The sequence below is a fragment of the Pseudomonas sp. FBCC-B1667 genome, assembly GCF_059133255.1.
The window spans coordinates 6,007,225-6,019,490 of the sequence record NZ_CP101437.1; the positions used below are offsets into that span (position 1 = coordinate 6,007,225).

11 protein-coding genes are annotated in these 12,266 nt (G+C 60.5%); 7 read left to right on the forward strand and 4 right to left on the reverse strand.

What is annotated here, in order from left to right; all coding sequences use genetic code 11:
• Entirely contained in the window at nucleotides 1–840 is an 840-nt protein-coding gene (locus NL116_RS27750) for a CorC family transporter (protein WP_027924283.1), read from the forward strand.
• A gap of 14 nt (nucleotides 841–854) precedes the next feature.
• On the forward strand, nucleotides 855–2,378 hold the full coding sequence (gene lnt / locus NL116_RS27755) for an apolipoprotein N-acyltransferase (RefSeq protein ID WP_494374899.1): 1,524 nt from the start codon (nucleotides 855–857) through the stop codon (nucleotides 2,376–2,378).
• A 132-nt stretch (nucleotides 2,379–2,510) separates the two neighbouring features.
• Here lnt and NL116_RS27760 read toward each other — a convergent pair whose 3' ends face one another.
• Nucleotides 2,511–3,272 carry a YdcF family protein gene (locus NL116_RS27760; protein WP_494374900.1) on the reverse strand — a complete coding sequence of 254 codons (762 nt, stop codon included), beginning with the start codon at nucleotides 3,270–3,272 and terminating at the stop codon, nucleotides 2,511–2,513.
• A 116-nt stretch (nucleotides 3,273–3,388) separates the two neighbouring features.
• Nucleotides 3,389–3,709 (reverse strand): hypothetical protein, encoded by a 321-nt coding sequence (locus NL116_RS27765; protein WP_494374901.1) that lies wholly within the window; start codon nucleotides 3,707–3,709, stop codon nucleotides 3,389–3,391.
• Between the two features lie 279 nt (nucleotides 3,710–3,988).
• On the opposite strand from NL116_RS27765, the gene leuS reads away from it, so the two are divergent.
• The 5 genes from leuS to NL116_RS27790 all read left to right on the forward strand — a co-directional run bounded on the left by leuS (nucleotide 3,989) and on the right by NL116_RS27790 (nucleotide 9,988).
• Entirely contained in the window at nucleotides 3,989–6,595 is a 2,607-nt protein-coding gene (leuS, locus tag NL116_RS27770; RefSeq protein WP_494374902.1) for a leucine--tRNA ligase, read from the forward strand.
• An 88-nt stretch (nucleotides 6,596–6,683) separates the two neighbouring features.
• A complete protein-coding gene (locus NL116_RS27775; RefSeq protein WP_494374903.1) occupies nucleotides 6,684–7,289 on the forward strand; it encodes an LPS-assembly lipoprotein LptE in 606 nt (201 codons plus the stop codon).
• A 39-nt stretch (nucleotides 7,290–7,328) separates the two neighbouring features.
• Nucleotides 7,329–8,366, forward strand: coding sequence for a DNA polymerase III subunit delta (gene holA / locus NL116_RS27780; protein ID WP_494374904.1), 1,038 nt, complete (start codon nucleotides 7,329–7,331; stop codon nucleotides 8,364–8,366).
• A gap of 73 nt (nucleotides 8,367–8,439) precedes the next feature.
• Nucleotides 8,440–8,604: an alternative ribosome rescue factor ArfA gene (gene arfA, locus NL116_RS27785; RefSeq protein ID WP_003176285.1), complete on the forward strand. Its 165-nt coding sequence runs from the start codon at nucleotides 8,440–8,442 to the stop codon at nucleotides 8,602–8,604.
• Between the two features lie 61 nt (nucleotides 8,605–8,665).
• Nucleotides 8,666–9,988: a lytic murein transglycosylase gene (locus NL116_RS27790; RefSeq protein WP_494374905.1), complete on the forward strand. Its 1,323-nt coding sequence runs from the start codon at nucleotides 8,666–8,668 to the stop codon at nucleotides 9,986–9,988.
• A 126-nt stretch (nucleotides 9,989–10,114) separates the two neighbouring features.
• Here the strand turns inward: NL116_RS27790 and NL116_RS27795 are convergent, their stop codons facing one another.
• Together NL116_RS27795 and lipA are read right to left on the reverse strand one after the other, a co-directional pair.
• Nucleotides 10,115–11,065, reverse strand: a complete 951-nt coding sequence (locus NL116_RS27795; protein WP_494374906.1) for a S66 peptidase family protein — start codon at nucleotides 11,063–11,065, stop codon at nucleotides 10,115–10,117.
• Nucleotides 11,066–11,240: 175 nt separating this feature from the next.
• Nucleotides 11,241–12,266 (reverse strand): lipoyl synthase, encoded by a 1,026-nt coding sequence (lipA, locus tag NL116_RS27800; protein ID WP_027924292.1) that lies wholly within the window; start codon nucleotides 12,264–12,266, stop codon nucleotides 11,241–11,243.

A 12,266-nucleotide genomic window follows, 5' to 3' on the forward strand; every position in this document is an offset into this window, starting at 1 on the left:
ATGAGCGAAGATCGATCGAGCAACGGGCAGAAGTCTTGGCTGGGTAAGCTCACCCAGGCTTTTGCCCACGAGCCGAAAAACCGTCAGGAGCTGCTGGAGCTCCTGCGCGACGCACACCAGAACAAACTGTTGGACAGCGAAGCGCTGGCCATCGTCGAAGGCGCCATCCAGGTTGCGGACCTGCAAGTACGGGACATCATGGTCCCGCGCTCGCAAATGGTCAGCATCAAGGCGACCCAGACCCCTCGCGAGTTCCTGCCCGCCGTGGTTGACTCGGCCCACTCGCGCTACCCGGTGATCGGCGAAAGCCACGATGACGTGATGGGTGTGTTGCTGGCCAAGGACCTGCTGCCGTTGATCCTCAAGGAGAACGGCGACAGCTTCAACATCAAGGACCTGCTGCGCCCGGCCACGTTCGTGCCCGAGTCCAAGCGCCTGAATGTGCTGTTGCGCGAATTTCGCGCCAACCACAACCACATGGCCATCGTCATTGACGAATACGGCGGCGTGGCGGGCCTGGTGACCATCGAAGACGTGCTGGAACAAATCGTCGGCGACATCGAAGACGAGCACGACGTCGAGGAAGACAGCTATATCAAGCCACTGCCAAGCGGCGACTTCCTGATCAAGGCGCTGACGCCAATCGAAAACTTCAACGAGTTTTTCGACAGCGAGTTCTCCGATGATGAGTTTGACACCGTCGGCGGCCTGGTGATGAGCGCGTTCGGGCACTTGCCCAAACGCAACGAAATCACGGAAATCGGCCCTTATCGCTTCCGCATCCTGAACGCCGACAGCCGTCGGATTCACCTGCTGCGCCTGACCCCTATCGCTCGGTAATTCTAAGGATTGAAATGCGCTGGATAACCCGCCCCGGCTGGCCCGGTAATCTGCTGGCCATGGCGGCCGGCGCACTCACCACCCTGGCGCTGGCACCGTTCGATATCTGGCCGTTGGCGTTGCTGGCGGTCGGTTTCTTTTACGCCGGTTTACGCGAACTGAGCCCACGTCAGGCCCTGGGTCGTGGCTGGTGTTTCGGTTTTGGTCTGTTCGGCGCCGGCACCAGCTGGATCTACTACAGCATTCACAACTTCGGTGGCGCTTCGGTGTTGCTGGCGGGCTTGCTGATGCTGGCGTTCACTGCAGCGATTGCCTGGTTCTTTGCCCTGCCCGCCTGGATTTGGGCGCGCTGGTTGCGTCGCAACGAAGCGCCGCTGGCAGATGCCATGGCGTTTGCAGCCTTGTGGGTCGGCCAGGAAGCGTTCCGCGGCTGGTTCCTGACCGGTTTCCCGTGGCTCTATTCCGGCTACAGTCAGCTCGACGGTCCACTGGCCGGGCTCGCGCCTTTAGGCGGGATGTGGCTGATCTCCTTTACCCTCGCCCTGACGGCCGCGCTGATCTACAACGCATTGCGCCTGGTGCGCACCGGTCGTAAAGGGTTTATCGCGGCAGGTGCATTGCTGCTCGTTGGCCCTTGGGTGGCCGGCCTGGCCTTGAAAGAACACGCCTGGACCAGCCCGTCGGGCCCACCGCTCAGCGTTGCGGCGATTCAAGGCAATATCGAACAAAGCATGAAGTGGGACCCGGCGCAGCTCAACGCGCAACTGGAGCTGTACCGCGACATGAGCTTCAGCTCCAAACGCGTCGACTTGCTGATCTGGCCGGAAACCGCCGTGCCAGTGCTCAAGTCGTCCGCCGAGGGCTACCTGACCATGATGGGCAACTTCGCCGCCGAGCGGGATTCGGCGCTGATTACCGGTGTACCGATTCGCCAGGAAGTACGTCACGAGAAACGCTTCTTTAACGGCATTACGGTCGTCGGTGAAGGCGATGGCACTTACCTCAAGCAGAAGCTGGTGCCATTCGGCGAATACGTGCCGCTGCAGGATGTGCTGCGCGGGCTGATCGCGTTCTTCGACCTGCCCATGTCCGATTTCGCGCGAGGGCCGGCCGATCAACCGATGCTGCAGGCCAAGGGTTATCAGATTGCGCCGTTCATCTGCTACGAAGTGGTCTACCCGGAATTTGCCGCCAGCCTCGCGGCCCGCAGCGATTTGCTGCTGACCATCAGTAACGACACCTGGTTCGGCACTTCCATCGGCCCACTGCAACATTTGCAAATGGCGCAGATGCGTGCGCTTGAGGCGGGCCGCTGGATGATCCGCGCCACCAACAATGGCGTATCCGGGCTGATTAACCCGTTTGGCCAGATAACTGCGCAGATCCCGCAATTCGAACGCGGCATCCTCTACGGCGAAGTGGTGCCGATGCACAACCTGACGCCGTACCTGCAATGGCGTTCGTGGCCGCTGATCATTGTTTGCGTGCTGTTGTTTGGCTGGGCGCTGATTGCCAGCCGGATGGCAAAAACTGTCTGAATGTGGCGAGGGGGCCTGCCTCCGTTGGACTGCGTAGCAGCCCCATTTCTCCTGGGCCCTGGGGGTAAGGGGGCCGCTACGCGACCCAGCGAGGCGGTGCGGCGCTCCGACAAGCCCCCTCGCCACAAGGGATCAGCGATAGAAAAGCGAATACCCGATCTGCCCCACCGCTTCATTCAGCAATTGCCCGGACTGCCAGATCGATTTGAATTCCGGCATCCAGCCGCCCAGTGGCCGGGCATTGTCCACACCTAAAAACCCCACTGGCGCGGGCACTACTTCAAACCCGGCCTTCTGGAAGCTCCAGACAGACCGCGGCATGTGCCACGCCTGAGTGACGACCACTACCCGCTTGATGCCCTGAGGCAATAACACTTCGGCACTGAACTGCGCGTTTTCCCACGTCGTGCGGCTGCGCCCTTCTTGCCAGCGCACCGTCACGCCGAAATCATCGAGCAACGAGTCCGCCATCATCTTCGCCTCGGTAGGTGGCGTGCCGTAATGCAGGCCACCACTGGTCAGAATCGGCAATCCGGACACCTTGGCCAGACGCGCCGCATAACGCTCGCGCTCCAACCCCACACCAGTCGGCTGGTCGGCGCCCCACGCCACGTCGCCGCGCTCACGCCCGGAACCCAACACCACAATGGCGTCCGCACGCTGGCCCAGCATCGCCCATTCGTCGCGTGGCAGCGGCGGTTCGCGCTCAAGCGCTTTGGCACTCCACTGCACCACCACGGGCAAACTCATCAGCCAGAAGCCACCGAAACCCAGGGCAAAGCACACACCCGCAAGCCTTGGCCTTGAGCGGCGCAACCACCACGCAAGGCCCAGCAACAGCAAAAGAATGCCGGGGGGCAGCAGAAGTTGTTTTACAAAATATCGAAAAGGCATCGAGCATCTCCAGAGATGCCCGAAGCCTAAGTGGGTTGACGCAATGCGACAACAGATATGGAAAAACTACGCTTCACAGACGTTAAAAAGAAGTCGGGCCATGACCTCAAGTGCCCTTACTTGAACTGCAGAGACCGGACCTTTACAGCGTCCCTGCCTGGTACTTTGTCCTTGAGCCAGATGACTTTGGCCGAACGTGGTGCGTCGAGTTGCTTCACTGCTGCTGATAAGCATCCGTGCGTTTCACGTTCACTGCGATCCAGATAGGCTTTGACCAACTCAAACTCGGCGGGGCTAAGGCCGCGCAGCTCTAGCTCCAGGGGGCGCTCATCGCGCAGCCGGCCAGCCGTTTTTGCAGCGTCCAAAGCCATTCCCAGACGATCGATCAGTCTTTCGTACAGCTCCGGTTTTGTGGCTTTTTGCTGTGATTCAACCATCCCTCACCTCATTAAAGATAAGACTCGCTCCCCATTTAGAGCTTAGCTTCCATGAACAAACCGGCTGAACACTGCGACCAACGGCCCTCGCGGCCGTTTTTGCAAGACGCGCGACCTTAATCAGGGTTTCCCTCGGTAGAGTGCGGTCATGTATGCTACGGCGCTTCCTGTAACTCCACTTCCAGCTCGTCTGGGCACCGAAACGCCGATTTGGCGTGATCACCGTCCAGCGTCGCATTGAAGAGGATTAGGCCACCCCTATTCAGTTCAAAAGTAGCCATGCACGAACAATATCAGCCCCGTGAAATCGAAGCCGCCGCCCAGTCGTTCTGGGACGAGCAAAAGTCCTTTGAAGTCAGTGAACAGCCAGGCAAGGAGACCTTCTACTGCCTGTCGATGTTCCCTTACCCCAGCGGCAAGCTACACATGGGGCACGTGCGCAACTACACCATCGGCGACGTGATCTCCCGCTACCAGCGCATGCAAGGCAAGAACGTCCTGCAACCCATGGGTTGGGACGCCTTCGGCATGCCGGCGGAAAACGCCGCGATGAAGAACAACGTAGCGCCCGCGAAATGGACCTACGAAAACATCGCCTACATGAAAACCCAGCTGCGCAGCCTGGGCCTGGCGGTGGACTGGTCCCGCGAAGTGACCACCTGCAAGCCGGATTACTACCGCTGGGAACAATGGCTGTTCACTCGCCTGTTCGAAAAAGGTGTGATCTACAAAAAAAGCGGCACCGTGAATTGGGACCCGGTCGACCAGACCGTTCTGGCCAACGAACAGGTGATCGATGGTCGCGGCTGGCGTTCCGGCGCGCTGATCGAAAAGCGCGAAATCCCGATGTACTACTTCAAGATCACCGCCTACGCGGATGAGCTGCTGGAGAGCCTCGACGAACTGACTGGCTGGCCCGAACAGGTCAAGACCATGCAACGCAACTGGATTGGCAAGTCCCGCGGCATGGAAGTGCAGTTCCCGTACAACGTCGATTCCATCGGCGAAGCCGGCGCGCTGAAAGTATTCACCACCCGTCCTGACACGCTGATGGGCGCGACCTACGTTGCGGTGGCCGCTGAACACCCGCTGGCCACCCTGGCCGCGCAGAACAATCCTGAGCTGCAAGCGTTCATCGCTGAATGCAAGGGCGGCAGCGTCGCTGAAGCTGACGTCGCCACCCAAGAGAAGAAAGGCCTGCCGACCTCGCTGTTTGTCGAGCATCCGCTGACGGGCGAGAAACTGCCGGTGTGGGTCGCCAACTATGTGCTGATGCACTACGGCGATGGCGCAGTCATGGCTGTCCCGGCGCACGACGAACGTGATTTCGAGTTCGCCACCAAGTACAACCTGCCGATCAAGTCCGTGGTGCGCACCAGTGCAGGTGATACCAATCCGGCTCCGTGGCAGGACGCTTATGGCGAGCACGGCACGCTGATCAATTCCGCGGAATTCGACGGCCTCGATTTCGCCGGCGCGTTCGACGCCATTGAAGTTGCGCTGATCAAGAAAAACCTTGGTGCCTCGCGCACCCAGTTCCGTCTGCGCGACTGGGGCATCAGCCGCCAGCGCTATTGGGGTTGCCCGATCCCGATCATCCACTGCACTACTTGCGGTGATGTGCCGGTGCCGGAAGATCAACTGCCTGTTGTGCTGCCGGAAGACGTCGTACCCGACGGCGCCGGTTCGCCACTCGCACGCATGCCCGAGTTCTACGAATGCAGCTGCCCTAAATGTGGCCAGCCTGCCAAGCGTGAAACCGACACCATGGACACCTTCGTCGAGTCCTCTTGGTACTACGCCCGTTACGCCTCGCCGCACTATGAGGGCGGCCTGGTGGAAAAATCGGCAGCTGACCATTGGCTGCCCGTGGATCAGTACATCGGCGGTATCGAACACGCGATTCTTCACCTGCTGTACGCGCGCTTCTTCCACAAGCTGATGCGCGACGAAGGCCTGGTGAGCTCCAACGAGCCGTTCAAGAACCTGCTGACCCAAGGCATGGTGATCGCCGAAACTTACTATCGTCGCGAAGCCAACGGCGCCTACACCTGGTTCAACCCGGCGGACGTCGAACTCGAACGCGACAGCAAGGCCAAGGTCATCAGCGCCAAGCTGATCGCAGACGGCCTGCCGGTGGAAATCGGCGGCACTGAGAAGATGGCCAAGTCCAAGAACAACGGTGTTGACCCACAGTCGATGATTGATCAGTTCGGCGCAGACACTTGCCGCCTGTTCATGATGTTCGCCTCGCCACCTGACATGAGCGCGGAATGGTCCGACTCCGGAGTGGAAGGTTCGCACCGTTTCCTCAAGCGCGTCTGGCGTCTGGCTCAAGCCCACGTTACTCAGGGCCTGCCGGGCAAACTGGACGTCGCCGGCCTGAACGATGAGCAGAAAGTCATTCGCCGTTCGATCCACCAGGCCATCAAGCAGGCCAGCCACGACGTCGGCCAGAACCACAAATTCAACACGGCCATCGCCCAGGTGATGACGTTGATGAACGTGCTGGAAAAAGCCCCTCAAGGCACCGAACAGGATCGCGCACTGGTTCAGGAAGGTCTGGAAACCGTGACGCTGCTGCTGGCGCCCATCACGCCGCACATCAGCCATGAGCTATGGAATCAACTGGGTCACGCTGATCCGGTGATCGACGCCACCTGGCCGGTGCTGGACGAGAACGCCTTGGTGCAGGACAGCCTGACGCTGGTCATTCAGGTCAACGGCAAGCTGCGCGGCCAGATCGAAATGCCCGCCAGCGCGACGCGTGAAGAAGTTGAAGCCGCGGCCCGTATCAACGAGAACGTGCTTCGCTTTGTCGACGGCCTGACTATTCGCAAAGTAATCGTCGTGCCCGGGAAACTGGTCAACATCGTCGCCAGCTAATTGGATCAGGCGCCGGGCCATGCCCGGCGCCGAGTAAAACCTTTCGGGCCGAAAGATCGGCCCACATGGTTTCAAGGGGAGCAACAAAATGATCAAACGCAATCTGCTGGTGATGGGCCTTGCGGTCCTGTTGAGCGCCTGCGGTTTCCAGCTGCGCGGCACCGGCACGACTGAACTGGCGATCAAGGAACTCGACCTGAGCGCCCGTAACGCCTACGGCGAAACCGTGAAGCAAATGCGTCAGGTACTGGAAGGCAATGGCGTCAAGGTCTACGCCGGTGCACCTTACAAACTGGTGCTGACCGATGAGCAGGAAAGCCAGCGCATCATCAGCTACGCAGGTGGCGGCCATACTGGCGAATACCAGTTAACCACCGTTCTGAATTACGACATTCGTGGCGCACACGACCTGCCGCTGATAAGCGACAAGCTCGAAGTGCAAAAGATCTACATGCATGACGGCAACAATCTGGCGGGCTCCGACCAGGACGCCGTCACCGCCCGCACAGAAACCCGTCGCGAGCTGATTCAGCGCATGATGCTGCGTCTGCAACAGATCACTCCGGCTCAACTGGACCAGTTGCAGCAGACCGCCGAAGCCAAGGCCAAGGCCGAAGCGCAGGCGCTGGAAGCTGCACAGAAGGCTGAAGCGAATACTCCGCGCCAGTCGCCTGTCCAGATTCCGCAACAGTAAGACTTTCGGGGTGCTTCGGCACCCCGTTGGCCCTCTCTTATGAAACTTGCCCCTGCCCAACTCGGTAAACACCTGCAAGGTGCCCTGGCGCCCGTCTACATCATCAGCGGCGATGACCCGTTGTTGTGCCAGGAAGCGGCCGACGCCATTCGTGCCGCCGCACGCCAACAGGGGTTCGATGAACGCCAGGTCTTCGCCGCCGATGCCAGTTTCGACTGGGGCACGTTGTTGCAGGCGGGTGCGAGCATGTCGTTGTTCGCCGAAAAGCGCCTGCTGGAACTGCGCCTGCCCTCCGGCAAACCCGGTGACAAGGGCGCTGCCGCCTTCATCGAATACTGCTCGCGACCGGCCGAAGACACGATATTGCTGATCAGCTTGCCCAAGCTCGATGGCAGTGCGCAAAAGACCAAGTGGGGCAAGGCGCTGGTCGAAGGTCAGCACACTCAGTTCGTGCAAATCTGGCCAGTGGATGCCAATCAGTTGCCAAGCTGGATCCGCCAACGCCTGTCACAGGCCGGGTTGTCGGCCAGCCAGGACGCGGTCGAACTGATTGCCGCCCGCGTCGAGGGCAACCTGCTCGCCGCCGCGCAGGAAATCGAAAAGCTCAAATTGATGGCCGAAGGTGGGCAGATCACCGTCGAAACCGTTCAGGCCGCTGTGGCCGACAGCGCACGTTTCGATGTATTCGGCCTGACGGACGCCATCCTTAATGGCGAAGCGGCCCATGCGCTGCGCATGCTCGAGGGGCTGCGCGGCGAGGGTGTCGAACCGCCGGTGATTCTCTGGGCGCTGGCCCGCGAGCTGCGTCTGCTGGCCAACCTGTCGTTGCAATACAGCCAGGGCGTGCCGCTGGAGAAGGCGTTCAGCTCGGCCCGACCGCCCATCTGGGACAAGCGCAAACCCCTGATGAGCAAAGCCCTGCAACGTTACTCGGCGCAACGCTGGGCGCAGTTGTTGCTGGAAGCACAGCGCATTGATGCGCAGATCAAGGGTCAGGCGGCAGGCTCGCCGTGGATGAGCCTCAGCCGATTGTCACTGCTGATGGCCGGCCAGCGCCTGACCTTGCCCGCCGAATAATGTGGGACTAGACAGAACCCCCACTTCAGCCGATGATTTGCCCCGCAAAACCCACCCACTTGCGAGAATCATCATGAGCAAAAAGCCATCAAAGCATGGCCCCAACAAGGCCAAGTCCATCATCGCCCAGCCACTGTTCCGCAGCCGTCAGGAACGAGCCGGCAAGGGCAAAGGCAGCTACCGCCGCGAAGCCTTCCAGTCTAATAGCTGGGAGGCTTCTTACTTTCTGGCTGCGTAAAGCAGAAAGCCCCTTCGACATGTTAAGGTCTGTACCTGATTCGTACCTTCTGGACCTGTGCATGCCCCTTAGTCTTTCCCGTCGTTGGCCCGTTCGCCAACTGATCGCTGCCTCCAGCCTCATTTTGCTTGTCGCCTGCGCGGAAAAACCAACCGCCGCCGACGCCCAGCCGCTGCAAACCCTTCCCGTCGCGACAGCCCCCGCGGTCATTCCGCCCGTGGTGCCGGCCGGAGAAAACCTCGACATCCAGCCCACCCAGACGTTCGTCGAATGGCAAGCGGGTTTCCGCAAAGACGCACTGGCTGCCGGTATCCGCGCCGATCTGTTCGACCGCGCCTTTGCCAATGTTAGCTTCGACCCGAGCGTAATCCGGGCCGACCGCAGCCAACCGGAATTTTCCCGGCCGGTGTGGGAATATCTCGACGGCGCCCTTTCTCCGCTGCGAGTACGTAAAGGCCAGACGCTGCTCAGTGAAAACGCGGCCATCCTGCAAAGCATCGAACAGCGTTATGGCGTCGACCGCCAGGCACTGGTGTCAGTGTGGGGCATGGAAAGTAACTTCGGTCAGTTCCAGGGCAGCAAGTCGGTCATCAACTCGCTGGCGACTCTGGCGTATGAAGGCCGGCGCCCGGGCTTTGCCCACGATCAACTGATCGCCGCCCTGCAAATCCTGCAACAGGGCGACATCACCCCCGAGAAAATGCTCGGCTCCTGGGCCGGTGCCATGGGCCAGACCCAATTCATCCCGACGACTTACAACACCCACGCTGTCGACTTCGATGGTGACGGTCGCCGTGACATCTGGAACAGCCCCGCTGACGCCCTGGCCTCGACCGCGCACTACCTGCAGAGCTCCGGCTGGCAGAAAGGCCAGCCATGGGGCTTTGAAGTGCAGCTACCGGGCAGTTTCAACTACGTTCTGGCCGATGGCACGATTCGCAAAAGCGTCGCCGAATGGTTACAGCTGGGGGTTTCGCTGCCCGCTGGCGCTCAGGTGCCGCCAGGCTCGGAACACCTTTCCGCGGCCCTGCTGCTGCCGGCCGGTTATCGCGGCCCGGCGTTCCTGGTCCTCGACAACTTCCGCGCGATTCTCAAGTACAACAACTCGTCGTCCTATGCGTTGGCGGTAAGCCTGTTGTCAGAACGCTTCAATGGTGGGGGGCTGATCAGCGGCACCTGGCCAAAAGATGACTTGCCGTTGAGCCGAACCGAGCGCATGGAATTGCAAAGCCTTTTGAGTGCGCAGAACTACGACGCGGGCACCCCGGATGGCATTATCGGCGCCAACACCCGCAAAGCGATCCGCAGCGCACAGCAGTCGTTTGGCTGGCCGGCGGATGGGTACCCGACGCACAAACTGCTGGAAGGACTGCGTAACCGCTAAAAGCATCATCGGAACGCCGCCCGGAGCAAGGCAGGTTCCCACAGGTTTTGTGTCGTTCACGGAACTAATGTGGGAGCTTGCTCCCTGCGGCGTTCCGACGATGACTGACTATCAGACGACGAAACGCTAGCGCCTGACCACCACATCCTGCTCCAACACCAACTCCTTTTTCCCCGCATCCAATCGAACCAACGCCCCCATCGGTAACGTCAGGTTCGGATCACAATGCCCGCTGCGCCACCCGGACAGCACCGGAATCCGCAAGGACTCGAAAGTCTGCTTGAGCAACCGTTCCAGCGCGACCGCATCAACCCCCGCCACGTCCCCTACCAGGACGCCTCGCAGCTTGCCCAGCGCACCCGCCAGACGCAAATGGGTGAGGAGCCGGTCTATGCGATACAACGGCTCGTTGACGTCCTCGATCAACAGGATCACGCCCTCGGCTTCCAATTCGTAAGGCGTGCCCATGGTCGCGGCAATCATCGACAGGTTTCCGCCCAGCAAACGACCGTGAGCGATGCCAGGCTCAATCGTGGTCAACGGCCAGGCAACCGGGTGCGCAATGACGCTACCGGCCTTTACCTGCCCCCTGAGCATGTTGAAAAACGACGACTCGGTAGGCTGCTGTTTGTCGCCCAGCAAATCGGCATTGAGCAGCGGACCATGGAAGGTCACGAAACCGGCATATCGACTGATCGCCAGGTGCAGCGCCGTGATGTCGCTGTACCCGATAAACGGTTTGGCGTTGTTTTGCAGCAGTTCAAAATCTATACGATCGAGCAACCGCGGCGTGCCGTAACCACCGCGCAGGCAAATGATGGCATCCACCTCGGGATCAGCGAACGCCGCGTGCAGATCTTTGAGCCGCACCTCGTCACTGCCGGCCAGATAACCCTCCTGCTCATACACCCCTGGAAACACCCGCAACGCATAGCCGCGGGCGCGCATCCAGGCGATTGCTTTGTCAGTGTCCAGCCCGGCAGGGCCGGCGGGTGCAATCACGCCGATCAGCCCTTCCGACGGCAAGGCCGGAACAGGTTTATGCGGATACAACGTGTGGGTCGGTCGAACGGTCATCCATGAATCTCCCTGCGCGAAAATCTTCAGCACACAGTAGTCAGGAACGGGGACAAACAGAAGAGGCTCAGTCGCCCGCCGGTTGCAGGAAAAAACACTGGCTGGCGCAGGCCAGGCAAAAAAACGCCCGCAAAGCCTGAAAAGCCATGCGGGCGCCTTTTATGTCATCGCCACATTACAAGGACGATATCAGCTCGGCTTTAACCAGCTTCGCTTGCTCGTCGGCGTGGTAAGAGGAGCGTACCAACGGGCCCGACGCGACGTTCTTGAAGCCCATCTTATAACCTTCCTCGGCGAACCAGGCGAAGGTGTCCGGGTGCACGAAACGCTGCACCGGCAAGTGGCTGCGGGACGGTTGCAGGTACTGGCCCAGGGTCAGCATGTCGATGTCGTGTTCGCGCATGCGCTTCATGACTTCGATGACTTCTTCGTCGGTTTCGCCCAGACCCAGCATCAGGCCGGACTTGGTCGGAATGTGCGGCATCATCTGCTTGAAGCGTTGCAGCAGGGTCAGCGACCACTGGTAATCCGAACCCGGACGCGCGGCCTTGTACAGGCGTGGAACGGTTTCCAGGTTGTGGTTGAATACATCTGGCGGCTCGGCGGCGGTGATTTCCAGCGCCACGTCCATACGGCCACGGTAATCCGGGACCAGGGTTTCCAGCTGCACGTTTGGCGACAGCTTGCGGATCTCGCGGATGCAGTCGGCAAAGTGCTGGGCACCGCCGTCACGCAGGTCGTCGCGGTCGACCGAGGTGATCACCACGTACTTGAGCTTCAGGTCGGCAATGGCGATGGCCAGGCTTTGCGGCTCGTTGACGTCCAGTGGTTTCGGACGGCCGTGGCCGACGTCGCAGAACGGGCAGCGACGGGTGCAGATGTCGCCCATGATCATGAACGTCGCGGTGCCGCCGGAGAAACACTCGCCCAGGTTCGGGCAGGACGCTTCTTCGCACACGCTGTGCAGCTTGTGCTTGCGCAGCAGGGCCTTGATGCGGTCGACTTCCGGGGAAACCGGGATGCGCACGCGAATCCAGTCAGGTTTTTTCGGCAGTTCGGTGGTCGGAATGATCTTCACCGGGATACGTGCAACCTTCTCGGCGCCGCGCAGCTTGACGCCGGCTTCAACCTTGGCACGCGGGGCCGGACGCTCGGTGACATCGAGCGTCGGGATCATGGTTTGCACTGCATCAGTAGTCAT

Coding starts and splice junctions, on each gene's coding strand:
- holA (WP_494374904.1), top strand. CDS start 7,329: ATGAAACTTGCCCCTGCCCAACTCGGTAAACACCTGCAAGGTGCCCTG.
- leuS (WP_494374902.1), top strand. CDS start 3,989: ATGCACGAACAATATCAGCCCCGTGAAATCGAAGCCGCCGCCCAGTCG.
- NL116_RS27760 (WP_494374900.1), bottom strand. CDS start 3,272: ATGCCTTTTCGATATTTTGTAAAACAACTTCTGCTGCCCCCCGGCATT.
- lnt (WP_494374899.1), top strand. CDS start 855: ATGCGCTGGATAACCCGCCCCGGCTGGCCCGGTAATCTGCTGGCCATG.
- NL116_RS27790 (WP_494374905.1), top strand. CDS start 8,666: ATGCCCCTTAGTCTTTCCCGTCGTTGGCCCGTTCGCCAACTGATCGCT.
- lipA (WP_027924292.1), bottom strand. CDS start 12,266: ATGACTACTGATGCAGTGCAAACCATGATCCCGACGCTCGATGTCACC.
- NL116_RS27775 (WP_494374903.1), top strand. CDS start 6,684: ATGATCAAACGCAATCTGCTGGTGATGGGCCTTGCGGTCCTGTTGAGC.
- NL116_RS27750 (WP_027924283.1), top strand. CDS start 1: ATGAGCGAAGATCGATCGAGCAACGGGCAGAAGTCTTGGCTGGGTAAG.
- arfA (WP_003176285.1), top strand. CDS start 8,440: ATGAGCAAAAAGCCATCAAAGCATGGCCCCAACAAGGCCAAGTCCATC.
- NL116_RS27765 (WP_494374901.1), bottom strand. CDS start 3,709: ATGGTTGAATCACAGCAAAAAGCCACAAAACCGGAGCTGTACGAAAGA.
- NL116_RS27795 (WP_494374906.1), bottom strand. CDS start 11,065: ATGACCGTTCGACCGACCCACACGTTGTATCCGCATAAACCTGTTCCG.